At 71.6% G+C, this 19,704-nt stretch carries 17 protein-coding genes and 1 pseudogene; 14 read left to right on the top strand and 4 right to left on the bottom strand.

All coding sequences use genetic code 11. From position 1 onward, the window contains the following. On the bottom strand, window positions 1–1,051 hold a 1,051-nt coding region (gene selB / locus ACTIFU_RS14795), incomplete at its 3' end, for a selenocysteine-specific translation elongation factor (RefSeq protein ID WP_439579085.1). Window positions 1,052–1,145: 94 nt separating this feature from the next. Here selB and ACTIFU_RS14790 point away from each other — a divergent pair. The 5 genes from ACTIFU_RS14790 (at window position 1,146) to allE (ending at window position 5,499) form a co-directional block, all read left to right on the top strand. Continuing rightward, window positions 1,146–1,982: a metallophosphoesterase family protein gene (locus ACTIFU_RS14790; protein ID WP_439579084.1), complete on the top strand. Its 837-nt coding sequence runs from the start codon at window positions 1,146–1,148 to the stop codon at window positions 1,980–1,982. Window positions 1,983–2,027: 45 nt separating this feature from the next. Further along, window positions 2,028–2,459, top strand: a complete 432-nt coding sequence (locus ACTIFU_RS14785) for a GtrA family protein (RefSeq protein ID WP_439579083.1) — start codon at window positions 2,028–2,030, stop codon at window positions 2,457–2,459. After that, window positions 2,456–3,418, top strand: coding sequence for a glycosyltransferase family 2 protein (locus tag ACTIFU_RS14780; RefSeq protein WP_439579082.1), 963 nt, complete (start codon window positions 2,456–2,458; stop codon window positions 3,416–3,418). Before ACTIFU_RS14785 ends, ACTIFU_RS14780 begins: the two co-directional genes overlap by 4 nt. A 318-nt stretch (window positions 3,419–3,736) precedes the next feature. Further along, complete coding sequence (locus ACTIFU_RS14775) at window positions 3,737–4,234, top strand: hypothetical protein (protein WP_439579081.1); 498 nt, start codon at window positions 3,737–3,739, stop codon at window positions 4,232–4,234. Window positions 4,235–4,704: 470 nt separating this feature from the next. Next, window positions 4,705–5,499: a (S)-ureidoglycine aminohydrolase gene (gene allE / locus ACTIFU_RS14770; protein ID WP_439579080.1), complete on the top strand. Its 795-nt coding sequence runs from the start codon at window positions 4,705–4,707 to the stop codon at window positions 5,497–5,499. A 180-nt stretch (window positions 5,500–5,679) separates the two neighbouring features. Here allE and ACTIFU_RS14765 read toward each other — a convergent pair. Further along, window positions 5,680–6,681 (bottom strand): annotated as a pseudogene (locus ACTIFU_RS14765) (IS630 family transposase); the annotation flags it as partial. 119 nt (window positions 6,682–6,800) lie between these two features. Beyond that, window positions 6,801–8,120: a magnesium transporter gene (gene mgtE, locus ACTIFU_RS14760; protein WP_439579079.1), complete on the bottom strand. Its 1,320-nt coding sequence runs from the start codon at window positions 8,118–8,120 to the stop codon at window positions 6,801–6,803. Window positions 8,121–8,687: 567 nt separating this feature from the next. Here mgtE and ACTIFU_RS14755 point away from each other — a divergent pair. The 3 genes from ACTIFU_RS14755 (at window position 8,688) to ACTIFU_RS14745 (ending at window position 11,069) form a co-directional block, all read left to right on the top strand. Beyond that, window positions 8,688–9,833, top strand: a complete 1,146-nt coding sequence (locus tag ACTIFU_RS14755; protein WP_439579078.1) for a flagellin N-terminal helical domain-containing protein — start codon at window positions 8,688–8,690, stop codon at window positions 9,831–9,833. Between the two features lie 55 nt (window positions 9,834–9,888). After that, on the top strand, window positions 9,889–10,290 hold the full coding sequence (locus tag ACTIFU_RS14750) for a flagellar biosynthesis regulator FlaF (protein WP_439579077.1): 402 nt from the start codon (window positions 9,889–9,891) through the stop codon (window positions 10,288–10,290). A gap of 89 nt (window positions 10,291–10,379) precedes the next feature. Beyond that, window positions 10,380–11,069 (top strand): DUF1217 domain-containing protein, encoded by a 690-nt coding sequence (locus tag ACTIFU_RS14745; RefSeq protein ID WP_439579076.1) that lies wholly within the window; start codon window positions 10,380–10,382, stop codon window positions 11,067–11,069. Window positions 11,070–11,075: 6 nt separating this feature from the next. Here the strand turns inward: ACTIFU_RS14745 and ACTIFU_RS14740 are convergent, their stop codons facing one another. Next, window positions 11,076–12,746 carry a formate--tetrahydrofolate ligase gene (locus ACTIFU_RS14740; protein WP_439579075.1) on the bottom strand — a complete coding sequence of 557 codons (1,671 nt, stop codon included), beginning with the start codon at window positions 12,744–12,746 and terminating at the stop codon, window positions 11,076–11,078. A 315-nt stretch (window positions 12,747–13,061) separates the two neighbouring features. Between ACTIFU_RS14740 and ACTIFU_RS14735 the strand changes: the two genes are divergently transcribed. The 6 genes from ACTIFU_RS14735 to ACTIFU_RS14710 all read left to right on the top strand — a co-directional run. After that, window positions 13,062–15,011, top strand: coding sequence for a phage tail sheath family protein (locus ACTIFU_RS14735; RefSeq protein ID WP_439579074.1), 1,950 nt, complete (start codon window positions 13,062–13,064; stop codon window positions 15,009–15,011). Window positions 15,012–15,028: 17 nt separating this feature from the next. Further along, entirely contained in the window at window positions 15,029–15,538 is a 510-nt protein-coding gene (locus ACTIFU_RS14730) for a phage tail protein (RefSeq protein ID WP_439579073.1), read from the top strand. Window positions 15,539–15,559: 21 nt separating this feature from the next. Continuing rightward, window positions 15,560–16,354 carry a hypothetical protein gene (locus tag ACTIFU_RS14725; protein ID WP_439579072.1) on the top strand — a complete coding sequence of 265 codons (795 nt, stop codon included), beginning with the start codon at window positions 15,560–15,562 and terminating at the stop codon, window positions 16,352–16,354. Further along, window positions 16,351–17,145 carry a hypothetical protein gene (locus ACTIFU_RS14720; protein ID WP_439579071.1) on the top strand — a complete coding sequence of 265 codons (795 nt, stop codon included), beginning with the start codon at window positions 16,351–16,353 and terminating at the stop codon, window positions 17,143–17,145. The genes ACTIFU_RS14725 and ACTIFU_RS14720 overlap by 4 nt, the downstream gene beginning before the upstream one ends. 7 nt (window positions 17,146–17,152) lie before the next feature. Beyond that, the gene (locus ACTIFU_RS14715) at window positions 17,153–18,430 is read left to right on the top strand and encodes a Pvc16 family protein (protein WP_439579070.1); all 1,278 of its coding nucleotides are present in this window, start codon (window positions 17,153–17,155) and stop codon (window positions 18,428–18,430) included. Further along, a partial coding sequence (locus tag ACTIFU_RS14710; RefSeq protein ID WP_439579069.1) for a hypothetical protein occupies window positions 18,427–19,704 on the top strand: 1,278 nt, incomplete at its 3' end. The genes ACTIFU_RS14715 and ACTIFU_RS14710, both read left to right, overlap by 4 nt.

Below are 19,704 nucleotides of genomic sequence, written 5' to 3'. Positions count from 1 at the left end.
GCCGACCGGGCGTGCGCCGGCCGCGCGCCGGCGGCGCCGGGTCGAGCACGATGCCGCCGCACGCGATCCCCCCCGCCGGCCCGCGCAGCAGCACCCGGTCGCCGGCGAGCAGCGGCAGCGCCCGGCCGAGTGTCAGCGCCGCGAGCCCCTCCCCCAGCGGATCGACACGCGCGGCGACATGGGCGGCTCCGACATGCAGCGTGCCGGCGCGCGGCGGCCGGCCATCGAGCCCGACCAGCCGGGCATCCACCCGCGCGGTCGGCATATGCAGGCCCGGCGCGACAATCCAGTCGCCCCGCTCGACCACCCCGGCCGCGATCCCCTCGCCCGCAAGGTTCACCGCGACGCGCGCGCCCGCCGCCGCAGCGTCCACTGGCCGGTCGTTCGCCCGCAGCCCCCGCACCCGGGCGGGGATGCCGGCCGGCGAGACGACCACCGCGTCGCCCAGCGCGAGCCGCCCGGCCGAGAGCAGCCCGGCCGCGATCACGCCGGCGCCGTCGATCACGAAGGCGCGGTCCACCGCCAGGCGGGCCCGCCCCGCCGGCGCGGGCGCGGGCCGCCGCAGCGCCGCGATCGCGGCCGTGAGCGGGTCCATCCCCTCGCCCGTCACGGCCGAGACCGCCAGCATCGCGGCGTCGGCGAGCGTCGTGCCGGCGAGCAGCGCCCGCATCTCCGCCTCGACTGCGGCGATCCGCGTGGGCTCCGCGCGGTCGGCCCGGGTCAGCACGACGATGCCGCGCGCGACCCCGAGCAGGTCGAGCACCCGGAGATGCTCGCGCGTCTGCGCCCGCGGGCCCTCGTCGGCAGCCACGCACAGCAGCACCGCCTGGATCCCCGCCGCCCCCGCCACCATGGTCGCGATGAACCGCTCGTGACCGGGCACGTCGACGATGCCGATGCGCGCCGCGCCCTCGCCCGCATAGGCGAAGCCGAGATCGATGGTCATGCCGCGGCGGCGCTCCTCCGCCAGCCGGTCGGTGTCGATCCCCGTCAGCGCCCGCACGAGCGCGGTTTTGCCGTGGTCAACGTGTCCTGCTGTGCCGAGGATCACACCGCGATCTCACCCGGGCGTGCCATGCCCGCCACCCTTCCGCCTTCGCCCAGGAATGGTATAGCCCCGCCGGGGCCCAGCACGCAGGAGCGCCATGTTCAGCGTCGTCCAGATCTCGGACAGCCATCTGTCGCCGCGCATCACGCACTTCAACGCCAACTGGGAGGCGGCGCGCGCGCTGCTGCCGCGGCTGTCCGCCGAGCTGATCGTGCATACGGGCGACGCGACGCTCGACGGCGCCGACAGCGACGAGGACTGCGCGCTCGCCGCCGCCGGGCTCGCGGGCCTGCCCGCGCCGCTGCGCGTGGTGCCGGGCAACCACGATATCGGCGACCTCGCCTCGGCCACCCAGACGCCGGCCGCTTCGCGGATCGCCCGGCACGAGCGGCATTTCGGCGCCTGCGTCTGGACCGAGGACCGGCCGGGTTGGCGCCTGCTCGGCCTGAACAGCCAGGTGATCGGCGCGGGCGACGCCGCGGACGACGCGCAGCGCGCCGTGATCGAGGATGCGGTCGCGACGCTCGGCGCGCGACGGCTGGCGGTGTTCCTGCACAAGCCCGCCTTCCTCGATGCCGTCGAGGAGGGCCCGGTCGGCTACTGGGCGGTGCCGCCCGACGTCCGCGCCCCGGTGCGCCGTCTGCTCGACCATCCGCACCTGCGGCTGATCGCCTCGGGGCACCTGCATCTCTGGCGGATCGCGCGCCACGCCGCGGCGAGCGCGGTGTGGGCGCCGGCGACGTCCTTCACGCTCGGCCCCAGGCTGATGCCCGAGCCGCGCGGTGCGGAGCGCGCGCTCGGCGTGATGCGCCACGTGTTCCGCGAGGACAGCGTCGAGACCGAGGTCATCCCAATCCCCGGCGCAGAGCACCTGGTGCTGGACGACATGATCGACGAGATCTACCCGCCTGCCCCGGCTGACGCGCGCGCCTGAGCGCCCTGCCCTGATCCTGCCGCGCGGTGCTGGCAGGGAAGCGTGATGACCGACGCGCCGATCACCGCCGCCCGGCTGCCGCTCGCCGCGCAGATGCTGCGCTTCGGCCTCGCCGGCACAGCTGGCTTCGTTGTCGATACCGCGACCGTGTACCTCGCGCATTTCCGCCTCGGCCTCGATCTCTACAGCGCGGGCGCGCTCGCCTATCTGACCGCGGCGACCATGACCTGGCTGCTGAACCGGCACTTCACCTTCCCGGAGGCGCGAGCGCAGCGGGCGGGCAGCCAGTGGCTGCGCTTCATCGTCACCCAGCTCGCCGGATTCGCGCTGAACCGCGGCACCTACGCCGTGCTGATCGCCACGCTCGCCGCTGCACGCGCCGAGCCCGTGATCGCGGTGGCGGCAGGCTCGCTCGCCGGCATGACCGTCAACTTCCTCGCCGCGCGGTTCCTGGTGTTCCGCGAGGGCGCGCGGTGACCACGCCCGCGCCACGCATCGCCGTGCTGATCCCGTGCTTCAACGAGGCGGCCGCGATCGGCACGGTGGTGGCGGATTTCCGGGCCGCCCTGCCCGGGGCCGTGATCCACGTCTACGACAACAACTCGACCGATGGCACGGCAGCGGCCGCGCGCGCGGCCGGCGCGGTGGTCCGCCACGAGGCACTGCAGGGCAAGGGCAACGTGGTGCGGCGGATGTTCGCCGATCTCGAGGCCGACATCTACGTGCTGGTCGACGGCGACGACACCTACGAGGCGACCGCCGCACCGCGCATGGTGGCGCTGCTCTGCGAGCGCGGCCTCGACATGGTCACCGGTACCCGCACCGGCGGCGGCGCGGCCGCGTACCGTCGCGGCCATCGCTTCGGCAACCGCGTGCTGACCGGGCTGGTCGCCGGCGTGTTCGGCGACCGCGTCAGCGACATGCTGTCGGGCTATCGCGTGTTCTCGCGCCGCTTCGTCAAGAGCTTCCCCGCACTCGCCGGCGGTTTCGAGACCGAGACCGAGTTCACCGTCCATGCGCTCGAGCTCGGCATGCCGATCGGCGAAGTGCCGACCGCCTACAAGGAGCGCCCGCCGGGGTCGGCGAGCAAGCTCAACACGATCCGCGACGGGGTACGGATCCTGCGCACGATTCTCGTGCTGGTGAAGGAGGAGCGGCCGCTGCCGTTCTTCGGCTTCGCCGCGCTCGCCCTGCTGCTGGCCGGGCTCGGGCTGTTCGTACCGGTGCTGCTGACCTACCTGGAGACCGGGCTGGTGCCTCGCCTGCCGACCGCGGTGCTCTCGCTCGGGCTCGTGCTGCTCTCGTTCCTTTCGCTCGCCTGCGGGCTGGTGCTCGACACGGTGACGCGCGGGCGGAAGGAGGCGAAGCGGATCGCCTATCTGTCGATCCCCGGCCCGCTCGCGCTCGGCGACGGCGGGCACGAGTTTCCGCGCTGAAACCGTTCGGCGGCTCTGCAACGGCCCTCCGGGCACGTGGCTGCGGCACGACCCCCCGGTCCATCGGTCCCGCGGCGACACGCGAGACGAGGGAGGGACACCACGGCGACGATCGCGAACCGAGCCGCACCCGACGTGCTGCGGGAGGCGACGGCGACCTGCCCGGCGCCGTCCGGCTCGGCATGGGGTTCCTGCTGCATCCCTCGCTCGGCCGGATCGCCACCGCCGGCGCCGTGGTGCTGTTCCTGACCGCGTTCACGCAGCGGCTGGCCCCCGCCCTCCAGGGTCGGGGCGAGTTCGTCTTGGCCGACGCGGTCCATGACGAGCGGCGGCGCGAGTGTCTGTCGGACCCATGTCGCGATCGACGCGGCCGAGTGTGTGACGCTCGGCGGGGCGGCGCTGACGCCGGGGATGCAGGGCGAGGCGATGATCCTGGTCGGCGAGCGGACTTTCTGGCAGTACACCGAACAACCGCCGCTCGACAGCTTTGCGCGCGCGTTCCGCGAGCAGGAGCCGTCCCGACGCTCAGGAGTACCCGTCATGGCCGACCGCCTGCCCACGCTGTTCTGCGACGGCATCATCGAAGCGAATGTCACCCACGGTGTGGTGCGGATCACGCTCGGCCAGGTGATGGGTGACGGCAAGGCGATACCCTGCGGACAGGTGATCCTGCCGCTGGCGCAGCTGGCGGGAACGGCGACCGCGATGGCGAACCTCGTGAAGCAGGTGCAGGAGCGGATTCAGGAGGCAACGTCGAAGGCGCAGGCCGCAGCGCCCGACGCGGGCCAGGCGCCGTCGGCGTTCAAGTTCTCCTGATCCCGGCGAGACGCCTCGCTCGGTCCGCTACGAGGGCGCCGAGGCCGGCCGGCGACCGACATGACAGGCCGGCCAGGCGCCGCCCAGCGTGGTCCCTCAGAACCACGAGACAAAGGAATGCCATGGCTCTCAGGCGGTGAGGCCTGGTCGGGGCTGACGCCGCCGTCACGACGCTGGGGTGCCAGCGATCGCGCAGGCCGGCGATCGCGCGCGGCCCATTCGCACGCTCGTGCCCTGCTACACCGCGGCGACGGCAGGATCGAGGACCGGCGGTCGCGCGGTGCAGCGTGCCGCGGTGCCGGACCGGGTCCGCCCTGCCCGCGCCTGCGCAGCGGCGACGAGACGGTCCCGACGGCTCCGGCCAGCGCGAGGCCCCTGCGTCCGGAGCGTCGGATCGGCCGGGGCCGCGCATTGACGCGGCGTGTCGGTCATGGTCCGTCGCGACGCCCCACATCGCAGGACCGTCGCCCATGCGCACGCCCACGCCCCGCCCCGCCCCCGGGATCATCGGCCACAACCGGACGATGCTGACGCCGCACTACTGCGTGTTCCCGCCCGAGGGCATCATGGACAGCCTGCTGCCCGGCTGGCCGGGCTGCATCATCCGCTTCCAGACCTCGCCGGCGATGGGCGCGCGCTTCGCCCAGGCCCTGCTGATCGCGCCTGCGGGGCACGGCAGTGCCGGCCTGCTCGACGATGGTCTCGAGCACTTCTTCTACGTGCAGCAGGGTGCCTTCACCCTGGTCGCGGAGCGCCGGACCGCCACCCTGGGCCCGGGTGGCTTCGCCTACATCCCCGTCGGCATGGCGTATGCGCTCGCCGCGACCGCCGCGGGCGAGGCACGCGCCATCTGGGTGAAGCGGCCCTATGTCGCGCTGCCGGGCGTGCCGGCGCCGGGCCTCAGGACCGGCCATCGCGACACCGCCGCGCGCGAGGACAACGGCCCACGCTGGCGTCACCTCCTCCTCGGCACCAGGGACATGTCGATGGATTTCGAGATGAACATCATGTGCTATCGGCCCGGCGCGCATTTCTGGTGCATCGAGACCCACATCATGGAGCATGGCCTGGTCATGCTGCAGGGGCAGGCATTGCAGTTGTTGGGTCGCGACTGGCACGAGATCTGGACCGGCGACTTCGTCTGGATGGGCCCCTACCTGCCGCAGCAGATCTACGCCACCGGGGAGGAGGTCATCGAGTACCTGCTCTACAAGGACGTCAATCGCGACGTGAGCTTCGGCGCGGACGCGCGCCCGGGCGCATGATCGCCGCGGCGGAGGCGGTTCGGAACACGGTCGCCGGGCCGCGGCCTGGGACGGTCGTGGCGTGCCGGGTGCGATGAAGGTGGGAACTGGGTCACCTTGGTTGCTACCGGCATCTCGTGTCGCGGCTGAGCGTTGGAGACCTACACAAGATCCCCAAGCATCCGGTAGGAGGTGCCAATGGGGTGATTCCAGCAGACGTTTCCCGCGCTGGTGCTTTCCGATGATGGTGTCGGCGGGCGCGGTCCAGCGGAAGGGCTCTGGGTCGGCGTTGTGGACATCGAGGTACTCCCGGATGGCCTGGTTCAGTTCGATGACGGAGTGGAAGACGCCGCGCTTCAGGCGCCGCTTTGTCAGTGTGGCGAACAGGCCCTCGACGGCGTTGATCCAGGAAGCCGAGGTCGGCGTGAAATGCACGTCGAACTGTCTTCTTAGCCTTCTTGGCTGATGACCGTGCCCGCCTTCACGTCCAGCGTCGCGAACAGTGTCGTCGTGCCGTGGCGCTTGTGGTCGTGCGTCATGGTCGCACCCCGGCCGCGCTTCATTGGCAGGCCCGGCTGTGTCCGGTCGAGCGCCTGGATCTGGTTCGCCTGCTCGCTCGGACCGGTGGCGCGAGCAGGCTCACTCTCATCCACGGACAGCACGAGGGCGTGCTCGGGTGGGTTCACATAGAGGCCGACGATGTACCGCCCTTCGGGCGTTGCCTTCGGCCCGCGGACCTTCTGGACGAACTTCGGGTCGTTGGAGAGCTTGAAGGTCTCGATCCGGTGCGGCTTCAGCCCGTGCTCGCGCCAGATGCGGTGGATGGTGGAGGGCGCCAGGCCGCTCGCCTTCGCCATCGACCGCAGCGTCCAATGCGTTGCCGCGGGCGGGTCCTCGTGCAGGGTGCGCTCAACCACGGCAGCGACTTGTTCGAGCGAGGCACCGGCGAAGGCGCGGCCCCGCGGCGCATCCCTGAACAGGCCGTCGGCACCGTCCTGCATGGAGCGCACCTGCCAGCGCCAGATCGTCGCCTTGCCTGTCCCTGTCGCCGCGCGGATCGCCATCGTGTCCGCGCCGTCGGCGGTCATCAGCACGATCCGCGCCCGCCAGACATGGTGCTGCGGGCTCTTGCGGTCCGCGACCACGATCTCCAGCCGCCTCCCGGTCGCCCGGCCGGAGCCCAATCTCAACGCCATCCCTCATCCGCCCAGACCCGCAGGTCCGGACCAGCATGGGAATCATCAACGTCGATCAAACCACCACGTCAGCCCCACGTCTTGAAGTGACGCGGGGGCGACGCGCGCCCCCGGACCCCCGCAGCGTCAGATCGACGTCAGCACGGCCGTCGCGACCCCGAGATAGATCATGACGCCCGCCACGTCGGCCATGGTGGTCACCAGTGGCGCCGAGGCGGCCGCCGGGTCGGCGCCGAAGCGCGACAGGATGAACGGCAGCGACATGCCGACCAGACTGCCCGCCAGCACCACCAGCACCATGGTGATGGCGACGATCAACGCGATCTCCGGCCCGCCGCGCCAGAACCCGATCAACGACACGGCCAGGGCCATGGTCGCCCCAAGCGCCACCGCCACCAGCGCCTCGCGCAGCAGCAGCCGCGCCCAGTCGCGCGCCACCACCTCGCCGGTCGCGAGCGCGCGTACCATCAGCGTCGCCGCCTGGCTGCCCGCGTTGCCGCCCGAGGCAATCAGCAACGGCAGGAAAAACACCAGCGCGATATGCGCCGAGATGGTCTCCTCGTGCAGCGCCAGGCCGAAGCCGGACAGGAGGTTGGCGAACACCAGCATCACCAGCCACAGCACGCGCTTGCGATAGAGCAGCGCCAACGGCGCGGCACCGAGCGGGGCGTGTGGCCCGGTCGCACCGGCCAGCTTCTGGAAGTCCTCGGTCGCCCCCGCCGCGGGGACGTCCATTGCGTCGTCGGCGGTGACGATGCCGACCATCATCTCGCCGCCGTTGATGACGGGGATGGCGGGCAGGTCGTACCTCGCAATCGCGCGCGCCGCCTCCTCGGCCGGATCATCGGCGCGCACAAAGGGCGGGTCCTTGCGCATCAACGCCTCGACGCGGCGATCGCCCGGGGCGAGCACGAGATCCTCGAGCAGCACGGTGCCGAGCAGGCGCCGCTGCGGCGAGAGCACATAGGCGACCTGGATGGTCTCCTTCGAGTGCGCCTGGCCGCGCAGCGCCTCGATCGCCTCGCGCGCGGTGAGGTCACCACGCAGCACCGCGTACTCGCTCGTCATGACCGCGCCGGCGGTACCCGGAGCGTACGAGGAGAGCTTGCGGATGTCCTCGCGCTCGGCCGCGGCGAGCGCAGGGGCGAGCTTCTCGCGTGCCTCCTCGTCGAGACGGGTCCACAGGTCGGCGCGCTCGTCGGCGTCCATCGCCGAGACGATCGCGGCGAGGTCGCGCGGGGCGGCGATGCGGGCGATCGCCACCTGGGTTTCGGCGGCGAGGTAGCCGAAGGTCTCGGCGCGGCGGGCGAGCGGCAACCGCGCCAGCACGTCCCACGCGTCCTCAGGCGCGCGGCGATCGAGCAGCGCGGCAAGGTCCGCAGGATGGAGCGCCGTCGCGGTCTCGGGCGGCAGGGCGCCGGCGGCGCCAAGGATCGTACGGGTCATGGCCACAATCCTCCGTCTCGAACGGGCGCCATAGGGGCCCGGGGAGGATGTGTCGGCCGGTCAGAAACTCAGCGCGCGTCCACCCCGACGCCTCGCGGCGCGGTGCAACGTGAAGCGAGGACTTCCGCTTCCGTCGTCCATCGGGGTCTCCATCGGCTGGCGGGCGATGCGCGCCACGGCCATCCGCAGCGCGCAGGCGGTATGGCAAAGCGGGACGGGCGGGTCAACCGCAATGTCCGCGCACGCGGCAGGGATGCTCAGGGCGAGGGCCGTGTGCACTGGGCAGAACCATCCTGCCGAGGCGGCAATTCCTGCCGGGCCGAGGAGCACCAGGGAAGGGATTGCCGGGTCGCTGCTGCCGCGACACCGGCACATGCTGCCGCGTGCACTCTGATCTCCGCAGCCCATTGATCTTGCTCGATTAACGTTGGATTCAGGTTTGTCGCGCTCTCGTAGCGATCTGGCACGACACTTGCCAGACCGCGTGCCAGCCGGCCGCCGCCCGTCCTGGACTGGGTTGGGGCGCGCGGGGCGGCGGAACGGAAACCCGGTTGAAGGAGAAGGACGATGTCCTCGATCAACACCAACGTGACGGCGATGGCGGCGATCCGTTCGCTGTCGACGATCAGCAACAACATGCAGACCACTCAGGCCCGGGTGGAGAGCGGCCTTCGCATCAACAAGGCCAACGATGATCCGGCCGTATTCGCGATCGCCCAGAACATGCGCGCCGACCTGAACGCGATGAGCGCGGTCAGGGACAGCCTCGCCTTCGGCAAGGCCGCCCTCTCCGTGGCGCGGGACGCCGCGACCAAGATCAGCGATGAGCTCGGCACCCTGAAGCAGACCATCACCCAGGGCCAGCAGCAGGGCCTGGACGCCGCGACGATCAACGCCCAGATCACCAATGCGCTGGCGAACATCGACGCCTTCGCGCGGTCGGCGACGTTCAACGGCGTGAACCTGCTGACGCAGGGCGTCGCCGGTGTCCCGGGTGTCAACTCGACGCAGATCGACATCGTGCGCGACATCCAGGGCTCGACCACGTCGCTGGTCGGCACGAACAGCACCTCCGCGGGCCTCTCGCTGTCCGGGCTCGACGTCAACAGCGGCGGCTGGGAGATCAACTTCAACAACACCCTGGCACCCGCGAACGCCCAGAACGTCACCGTCACGGTGGACGGCATCGACTATGTCTTCGAGCTGTCGAACGGCACGGCCCCGCTCGCCACCACGCCGAACGCCACCAGGCAGGTGTTCGACGTGCAGTTCACCGCGACCGACAGCCCGCTGCAGATCCTCGGCGCCGTGATCACGCGAATGCAGGATGCCGGCATCGACGCGTCACTGAACAACAGCGGCGCGATGGTCATCCGTGGTGCCGCGACCGCCGTGACCACCTCGATCACCGGCGGCACGCCGAGCCAGATCACCGGCCCGACCGGCGCGATCGCGATCGTCGAGGGTGCGATCGATACGGTCGGCAGCCGCCTGGCCTCTATCGGCGCGAGCCTTCGCCAGGTGGAGGGGCTGCAGGACTACAACAAGCAGCTCACGGACTCGGTGCGCGAGGGCCTCGGCGCGCTGGTCGATGCCGACCTCGCGGAGGAGAGCGCGCGGCTCAACAGCCTGCAGACCAAGCAGCAGCTGGCGATCCAGTCGCTCTCGATCGCCAACCAGCAGGGCCAGAGCCTGCTCGGCCTGTTCCGCTGACCAAGCAGGGGGCGGCGTTCGCGCCGCCCCACCCACGTCCGCCTGAGGTCGCGCCATGTCGCTCCGTCGCTACGCCGCCGTTCTCGATGCCGCCGAGACCCCGCGCGAGGCCGAGGCGCGGGCCTTCCGGCACGTCAACGCACTCCTCGCCTCGGCCGCAGACACGCCCTCGCGCGTTGCCGCACTGCACAAGACGCACCAGCTCTGGGGCATCCTGCTCGCCGGTCTCATCGACCCGGGTCACGGCCTGCCGGCGGAGCTGAAGGGCCGGCTCGCCTCGCTCGGCCTGTGGGCGCAGCGCGAATGCTTCGTGCGGATGGGCGACAGCGGCAGCCTCGAGCCCCTGATGGCCGTCCACCGCGACATGATCGAGGCGCTCTGCGCCCGCCCGGCCGCCCCAGAGGCCGGCGTCGCCACGGCATCGCCCGGCCAGCGGTTTGTTCCGGCAGTGGCCTGATGCTCTACGGTCTTGGCGCATCCACCGCCTGGTCCGTTCTACAGCGTAACGGCGAGGCAATCCAGGCGCGCTGGGAGGCGCGCAAGGACGTGACGCGCGACGTCGAACGCTTCAGGGAACGGGCCGCAGAGATCGGATCGATCGACGAGCTCATAAAGGACCGGCGCACGCTGACCTTCGTGCTCGAGGCGTTCCAGCTCGAAGGTGAGGTGGACAAGCGCGCGGTCGTGAAGCGTCTGCTGACCGACGATCCCGAGGACAAGCGAAGCTTCGCGAACCGAATGGTAGATCCGCGCTACCGGCAGATCAATCAGGCGTTCGGCGGCAAGGATGGCGCCCCGCTCGCCGATGCTGCGCTGGTGGACAAGATCATCAAACAGACGCTCACCAACCGCTTCGAGAAGGCGAACGGTGAAGCGAATCCCGGCTTGCGCGAAGCGCTCTACTTCCAGCGGATGATCGGTACCATCTCGGACATCAAGGGTCTGATGGGCGACAAGGTGCTGACCGCGGTCGCGCGCACGGCGCTTGGGCTGCCCAAGCAGTTCGGCCTGCTCGAGTACGAGCAGCAGCGGACGATCCTCGAGAGGCGGCTCGACCCGACGAAATTCCAGGACCCGACCTGGGTCAACCGGTTCGCACAGCGCTACCTGACCCTGAACGAGGACGCGGTGGCCCCCGCCTCCGATCCGCGGCTTGCACTGTTCGGCGGCGGCGGCGAGGGCACCGCCAACGGGCTCCTGAGCTTCGTCGGCGCCAAGCTGAACCTGCGGCTCTGAGCGGACTCAGAACAGCCCCTCGATCGCGCCATCCGCATTCAGCGTGATCGTCTCAGCTGCCGGCACGCGCGGCAGGCCGGGCATCGTCATCACGTCGCCGGCGAGCGCCACCACAAACCCCGCTCCAGCCGCCAGCCTTGCCTCGCGCACTGGCAGCACGTGTCCATCCGGAGCACCAAGAAGCTGCGGGTTGGCGCTGAAGCTGTACTGCGTCTTGGCGATGCAGACCGGAAGATGGCCGAACCCTGCCGCCTCGAACGCCGCCAGACGCTTGGCCACGCCCGGAGCGATCGCGACGTCCGCGGCACGATAGATCCGTGTGGCGATCGCGCGGATCTTGTCCTCGAGCTGCATGGCCTCGGGGTAGAGTGACGTGAACGACGCCGGGCCGGAGCGAAGTCGCGATGCCACGGCCCGGCCCAACGCCATGGCACCAGCCGAACCATCCGACCAATGCGTGCAGAGATGCGCTTCCGAGCCCGCCTCGGCGACCGCGTCCTTCACCGCGGAGAGCTCGGCCGCCGTGTCGCCATCAAACCGGTTCAGCGCCACGAGCACCGGCAGCCCGAAGCGCTGCATGTTTTCGATATGCCGCAGCAGATTGGCCGATCCCAGCCGAACCGCGCCGACGTCCTCGCGGCCGAGCCCAGCCCTCGCCACGCCGCCGTGCATCTTCAGCGCGCGCACGGTGGCGACGACCACGACGCAGTCGGGAGCGATCCCGGCCTGTCGGCACTTGATGTGCAGGAACTTCTCAGCGCCGAGATCGGCACCGAATCCGGCTTCGGTCACGACCACGTCGGCGTGGGCAAGTGCCATCCGCGTCGCGATCGCGCTGTTGCAGCCATGGGCGATGTTCGCAAACGGTCCGCCATGCACGAATGCCGGCGTGCCCTCCAGGGTCTGCACGAGGTTGGGATTCAGTGCCTCGCGCAGCAGCACCGCCATCGCCCCATCGGCCTTGAGATCGGCCGCGGTGACGGCCGAACCGTCGCGCCGGTTGCCGACGATCATCTGGCCGAGCCGCGCCTTGAGATCCGCGAGGTCGGTCGCGAGACACAGCACGGCCATGACCTCGGAGGCGACCGAGATGTCGAATCCGTCCTCACGCGGATAGCCGTTCGTCACGCCGCCGAGCCCGACGACGAGTTGACGCAGGGCGCGATCATTCATGTCGAGGCCGCGGCGCCAGGTGATCCGGCGATGGTCGAGCCCGAGCGCATTGCCCCAGTAGAGGTGATTGTCGATCATCGCGGCGAGCAGGTTGTTCGCTGCCGTCACCGCATGGAAATCCCCGGTGAAGTGCAGGTTGATCTCCTCCATCGGCACCACCTGGGCGTAGCCGCCGCCCGTGGCGCCGCCCTTCACGCCGAAGCACGGGCCGAGCGAAGGCTCGCGCAGGCAGGCTGCGGCATTCAGGCCGTCGCGGCGCAGCGCATCCGCGAGTCCGACGGTCGCTGTGGTCTTGCCCTCCCCGGCCGGTGTCGGATTGATGCCCGTCACCAGCACGAGTCTCCCCTTCGGCGGCGCACCGCCGTCTCCGTCGAGCCGTATCTTCGCCATGTGACGACCGAAAACGTGAAGTCTCGCCTCGGGCAGTCCGAGCGCTGCGGCAATCTCTCCGATCGGACGGAGCCGAGCCGCTCGTGCGATCGCGATGTCCGATGGCTGCGCCATTGTCTCTCCCTATGCAACTTGTCGAGCCCGATGCGTGACCGCGCCATGCTGCGGGCAGTTGCCCTGCGCGGCAAGATGCCTGGACGAAACGGCATGCACATGGCGCATGAAGGAGCCGGAACGGCTCGCGAACAGAATCAATCAGTGTTGCAACGGGTGCACACCAAGGTCTAGGCTCCCGTCCCGCGCGTGGTCGCGTTCCAGCATGGCGACCTGCGACGCTTGTGAGCCTGGGATCGGCCGAATGCGATGCCGGACGGATGGCCCGCGTGAGTGCGCGCCGATCCCACAACGCCGGAACACGGAGGACCGCGCATGCCCGTCAACCCGACCTATCCCGGCGTCTATATCGAGGAGGTCCCGTCCGGCGTGCGCACGGTGGTCGGTGTCGCGACCTCGATCGGTGCATTCGTCGACGGGTTCGCGCGCGGACCGCAGAATGTCGCCCTGCGCGTGTTCGGAATGGCCGATTTCGCGCGGGAGTTCGGAGGATTGCACCGTGACAGCCCGGGCAGCTACGCGGTTCGACAGTTCTTCGAGAACGGCGGGTCCGAGGCACACATCGTCCGCGTTGCCTCCGACGACGCGGACCCAGCCGAAGCAACCCTGACTGACGGCTCTGTCGGCGACGCCGGCGCATCGGACATGCTCAGCATCACCGCCGGCCGCCAGGTGCGGGGGCAGACCTTCCCCGACCCTGGGCTCTGGGCCAACAACCTCTACGTCGAGATCGACTACGACTGCGCCAACAGCGAGACGCAGTTCAACCTCACGGTCAGCGAGATCGTCGAGGTCGCTGGCCGGCGCACCACGGCGCGGACCGAGACGTTCCGCAATCTCACCCTGACAGCGGATGTCGAGCACAGCGCGGATGCCGTGGTGAATGCGGCCTCCCGCCTGGTCACCGTGGAGATGATCGGTGCGGCCCCCGACCGTCCGGCCTCCTCCGGCACGCGCGGCGCCGCGCTCCCCGCGGCGCCTCCCGCCGCCGCCGCGACCCTGACCCTCTCCATCGACGCCGGTTCGGGCGCGCAGGCCTTCCAGGTCGACAGGCCGGCAGGCGTGGGCTGGGCGCAAGTGCGCCCTCTGCTCGAGAGCGCGATCCGCGGCGTGGCCCGCACAGCCGGGCTTGCCGCTGCCGACCGCGATGCGCTGGCCGGCGCGACCGTGCGCCTGCTCGGGAACGGCACCTCGGCGACACCGTTCCGGTTCCATGTCTCACCGGGGCGAGGCGGTGCCGCTCCGCTGGACGCGCGTCTGGAGTTCGCGGGGGCGGACGTCGACAATCTGGGGCTCGGCACCGGCGCACTTGCCAATGACGGTCTCTATCGCCTCGCCGGCGGGAGCAACGGGACGCTGCCGGTCGCCGACACGACACTGACCGGCGACCCCGCGACCAAGACCGGGCTCTATGCGCTCGAGGATGTCGATCTGTTCAACATCCTCTGCGTTCCGCGCGCGGCTGACCTCCCGGCCAGCTCGATGCGCGCGGTCTACAGCGAGGTGATCGGCTACGCCGAGCGCCGGCGCGCGTTCGTGCTGGTCGACATTCCCGCGACAGTGAACGACCTCGACCGGGCGCTCGCGTGGCTGAGCGACAACGAGGTGCTGCGCCATCGCAACGCCGCCGTGTTCTTCCCGCGCACCCGCGTGCCCGATCCGCTGAACGGCAACCGGCCGCAGGCGATCGCGACCTCCGGCACGATCGCCGGCCTGTTCGCGCGCACCGATGCCGCGCGCGGCGTCTGGAAGGCGCCGGCCGGCACGGATGCTCGGCTGCGCAACGTCGACAGCCTCGACTACCTGCTCACCGATCCGCAGAACGGCGTGCTGAACCCACTTGGCGTCAACTGCCTGCGCAGCTTCCCGATCTACGGGACGGTCGCCTGGGGAAGCCGCACGCTCGAAGGTGCAGATGCCCTCGCCTCGGAGTGGAAATACGTCCCGGTGCGCCGGTTCACCCTGTTCCTCGAGGAGACGCTCTATCGCGGCACGCAATGGGTCGTGTTCGAGCCGAATGACGAGCCGCTCTGGGCGCAGATCCGGCTCAATCTCGGTGCGTTCATGCAGGGCCTGTTCCGCCAGGGCGCCTTTCAGGGCACCACTCCGCGCGAGGCGTTCTTCGTCAAGTGCGATCGCGAGACCACCACCCAGGACGACATCAATCGCGGCGTCGTCAACATCCTGGTCGGCTTCGCGCCTCTGAAACCTGCCGAGTTCGTGATCATCCGCATCCAGCAGATGGCCGGCCAGATCGAGGCCTGAGGAGAAGGAGAGTTCCGATGGCCCAGTTCGTGGTCAACACCCACCGCTTCGACCCGTACAAGAACTTCAAGTTCCGGGTCCGCTGGGACGGCCGCTATGTCGCCGGCGTCTCGAAGGTCTCCGCGCTCAAGCGCTCGATCGAGGTGGTCGAGCACCGCGAGGGCGGCGATCCGAGCCTGTCGCGCAAATCCCCGGGCCGGGCCAAGTTCGAGCCGATCACGCTCGAGCGCGGCGTCACCCACGACCCAGAATTCGAGCAGTGGGCGAATCTGGTGTGGAACTTCGGAGCGGGGCTCGGTGCCGAGGTCGCGCTGCGATCGTTCCGTAAGGACATCGCAATCGAGCTCCAGAACGAGGCCGGCCAGGTCGCGCTCGCCTACCGCGTCTATCGCTGCTGGGTCAGCGAGTTCCAGTCGCTGCCCGACCTCGACGCCAACGCCAACGCGGTGGCGATTCAGATGATCCGGCTCGAGAACGAGGGCTGGGAGCGTGACGTGGACGTCGTGGAGCCGTCCGAGCCGGGTTGAGCCTGGAGCCGGGAGCCCGCCATGGGCCGCGAACCGGTCGATGTCGATGCCATGACGGTTCGTCCGCTGTCTGGCGCCGACGAGGAGGCGCTGCTGGACGCGATCGATGCGCGGCTGCCGTCCGCGGCGGCACTGACGCTGCTGCTCGGTCGATGCGCGGCCGCGGAGGATCAGCCGCTTGGCGCGGCCGCCGACCGGCTGACGATCGGCGAGCGGGAGGCGCTGGCGCTCAGGCTGCGGGCGGCGACGCTGCCGGGACCGATGGTTGCGACCATGGCCTGCACATCCTGCGGCGCGATCATCGAGATGGACTTCGATCCGGCCGCGATGGCGACAGAGGTCGATCGGCCGGTGCGCAGGGCGGTGATCGCGGCCGACGGCTACCGGCTGGAGTGCCGGCCCGTCACGGGCGAGGACCAGCGCTGTGCAGCGTTTCCCGCCAGCGACGACGAGGCGCTGGGTCGCGCGCTGCTCGCGCGCTGCGTCACCGTGACCGACGCGTCCGGTGCGCCGGTCACCGTCGAGGCGCTGCCGCGCGCGCTCGCGGAGCGTGCGGCGGCGTGCGTGCTGTCGCTCGATCCCGGCGCGGAAACGACGCTCGAAGCCATCTGCCCGAGCTGCGGCGCGGCGGTCAGCGGATCGCTGGATGCCGGCGGCTTCGTGCTGGCCGAGCTTGCACGCCGCGCCTCCGCCCTGCCGGCCCAGATACTCGCGATCGCGCGCGCGACCGGCTGGGACGAGGGGTCGATCCTGGCCATGCCGCCCGCGCGGCGCCACCGCTACGCCGCGCTGCTTGCGCCCGGAGGTGCGGCATGAGCCTCGCGCGGCTCGCTGCACTTGCGCGCCGGGGGACGGCCCCGGTCGGCAGCCTGGCCGAGGCCGCGCGCCCGGCCTTCGATCCGCTTGCGGCACTCGATGCCGCGGCGGCGGAGACGGCGGCACGCGAGCTGCCCCGCCGGACCGATCTCCGGACCGATGCCGCGCCGCCGCGGGCGGCGCCGCCGACCGCGGCCCTGTCGACGCCCGACGTCCCGCGGCCGGGCGCGCCGACCGCGCGCCAGGGGCCCCCGCCCGCCCCGCAGCCGCTGTCCGCCCCACCCACCGGGATGGTGCGTGCCGCGCCGCCAGCCGATCGGCCAGTAGCTGCCGCGGCCCAGACGCCTGTCCGCGCACGCCGGGGTACCGATACGCCTGCGGCATATCCCACGGAGTCGGACCGGATGCCGGTCGTGCCGCGGGACCCGGCAGCGCCGGCACGGATCGGCGACCGCGTCGAGGCCGCCTCCGCGAACCCGGTGCCGCCGCCGCTCGTGCGTCCCACCGATCGCGCCCCGCCACCGCATGCCGTGGTCCGGGCCGATCCGGAGCCTGCCGCCGAACCCGCGCACGCCGTGCTCCGTCCGGTGGTCGTGCCCGCGGCACCGGCCGTCCCGCCGATCGACCCGACCACAGACCGGGCCGACACGACCATCACCATCGGCCAGATCGATGTCGTGATGGCACCGCCACCGCGGCCGCCCCCCGCGCCGCCCGCCGCGCCGGCGCCGGAACGCGGCTTCGCCCGCTACGCTGCGATACGCAGCGCGCGCGACCGGGCCCGCTGGTAGGCGCGCCATGCCCGGGCTCCTTCCCATCGCCGGCGCATCGCGGACCCTGCGCACGCTGCTGCGCGACCGCATGCAACAGGACAGCGTCGCCGTCACGCTTGCCCCGCCCGACATCACGCCCGACGGCGCGAGCGGGCTGCGCGTCAATCTCTATCTGCTGCACCTGATCCCGAACCCGCATCTCGCCAACCTGCCGCCGCGCCCGGACGCCGCGGGTCGCGTGCCGGTGCGCCCGCCGCTCGGCATCGACCTGACCTATCTGCTCACGAGCCACGCGACCGACGAGACCGACGCCGCGGCCGATCTGGGCGCCCAGGCTGCGCTCGCCGATGCACTGGCGGTGCTGCACGAGCACGCGGTGCTGACACCCGCACTGCGCGTCCTGCGCAGCACGATCCCGGATGCGCCTCAGGGCGCTCCCGTGATGGACCTCGAACTTCTCGGCCAGACCGAGCGGCTGACGATCACGCTGCGCCGTGCCGAGCTTGCGGAGATCACCCAGATCTGGTCCGCGCTGAACACCACGCCTTTGCGCCGAGCCGCGCTGATCGGCGTCTCGGTGGTCGAGCTGCTGCCGCGCGAGCACCGCGCTGCGCCGCTTCCGGTCACCGAGCGCCGCATCTATCTCCAGCCGTTCCGCCCGCCGCTCATTCTCGATGCCTACCGGACACCGGCACCGCTGGAGCGCCCGGGCGAACGCCGCGTGCGCATCGGCGACACCGTGACCATCGAGGGCGAGAACCTGCGGGCGCCCCGCACACTCGTCCAGTTCGGCGCGCTCGCGCCGACCGAGGTGCTCCCCGGGCCCACGGGACGGATCGTCACCGCGGCGATCCCCGACGATGCCGCGCTCCAGCCCGGCACGCTCCCGCTCCGCGTGATCGCGGAGCGACCGCCATCGGGAGTCGGCGGCGGCGAGGGCCCGGGCGTGCCGGTCGGCGAACTGCCGGTGCCGCCCGCGCCGCGTCACCTCTCCGACACCACCGCGCTACAGCTGATCCCGCGCGTCACCGCCGCGTCGCTGCTCGCCGCGGCAGGGCCGCTCGCCGCACGGCTGCGGGTGGCTGGCCAGCGCCTGTTCGTTCCGGACTCCGCCACGCTGGTGTTCGTCGGCGACCGCATCGCCGCGGTCGGCGACCCGCCCGCCGGAACCGAGGCGCCGGGTCCGACCGCGGTCGAAGTGCGCCTCGCGGATCTCGGCGCCTCGGCCGCGGAGCTCGCCGGGCTGCCGGTGCGCGTGCGCGTCAACGGCGCCGAGTCCACCGACGCGGTGGCCGTGCCATGACGCGGGAGGCACGAACGGCTCCCGACTGGCGCGGCTGGAACGACCGGCATGTCGCGCTCGCGATCGAACGCTGCCGTCTCGCGGTCGCGGCGCAGCTGTCGCCGGAGGCCGACGCCGAGGCGGTGAGGACCCGCCTCGCGGCGCTTGCGGCCGAGCAGACCGAGGCGGAGGCCGCGCTGCGCGCGGCCGGGCATGCGCCGGCACTCGCGGCACTCGCCGAACGGCTGGACCTCACCCCGGTCGAGAGCGAGATCGTAGCACTCGGCCTCGCTGCCGAGCTCGATGTCGAGACCGCGACGATGCTGGCGCGCGCGGGCCGGGCCGGGCCGCACCTGACCGCAGGGCTCGCGGCCGCCCTCGCCGGCGCCAACACCCCGTCGGGACGTCTCGTGTTCTCGCCCGCCGGCACCCTCGTGGGCCTGCGCGTGATCGAGCTCGCGACCGATCTGCCGCTCGCCGCCGCGCCGCTGCGCCTGTCCGCGCGCATTCGCGACTTCCTGCTCGGCCTCGATCGGCTGGACGAGGAGGCAGCCGGACTGCTGGTGCCGATGGAACGCGCATCCCTCTCGCCCGCGCTGACGCGGATCGCACGCGACCTCGCCAAGGCCGACGCTGCAGTGCTGGTGGGGCCCGCGGATGCGGGCGGGCGGGCGGTCGCCGCGGCGGCGGCGGCACTGCGCGGCCGGACAGCGGTACGGCTCGATCCGTCCCGGCTGCCGGCCGAGCCCGGCCCGCGCGACCGCGCACTCGCGCTGGTGGCGCGCGAATGGATGCTCTCGCGGCTCGTGCTGGTGGCGGATCTGCATGGCATCGCCGATCCCTCCCTCGTCATGCCGCTGCTGCGTCGCCGGGTCGGGCCGATGCTCGTCCTCGCGCCGACACGGGCGGGTCTGCCGGCGGGCCTGCATGCGGTCTGCCTGCCGCCGTCCGATGCGCCCGCGCGCGAGGCGCTCTGGCGCGCCGCCGCGCCGAAGCTTGCGCGCAGCGACGTCGCGCGGCTCGCGCGCCAGTTCGCGCTGACTCCCGAAGCGATCACGCGGATCGCCGCCGACGTGCCGCCCGGCCGGGCGCGCGGCGAGGCGCTCTGGGCCCGCGCGCGCGAGGAGGCCGCACCAGCGCTTGCCGGCCTCGGCCAGCGGATCGTGCCGCACGCAACCTGGCACGACCTCGTCCTGCCGCCCGACACCACGGAGGCGCTCAAGGCCGTCGCCGATGCCGCGCGGGCCCGGGCCATCGTGGACCGCTGGGGCTTCGCGCGCCAGGATGGCCGGGGC

It is taken from the genome of Elioraea sp. (assembly GCF_051860475.1).
Taxonomy (GTDB): domain Bacteria; phylum Pseudomonadota; class Alphaproteobacteria; order Acetobacterales; family Acetobacteraceae; genus Elioraea.
This window is presented reverse-complemented; position numbering and strand designations above follow the sequence as displayed.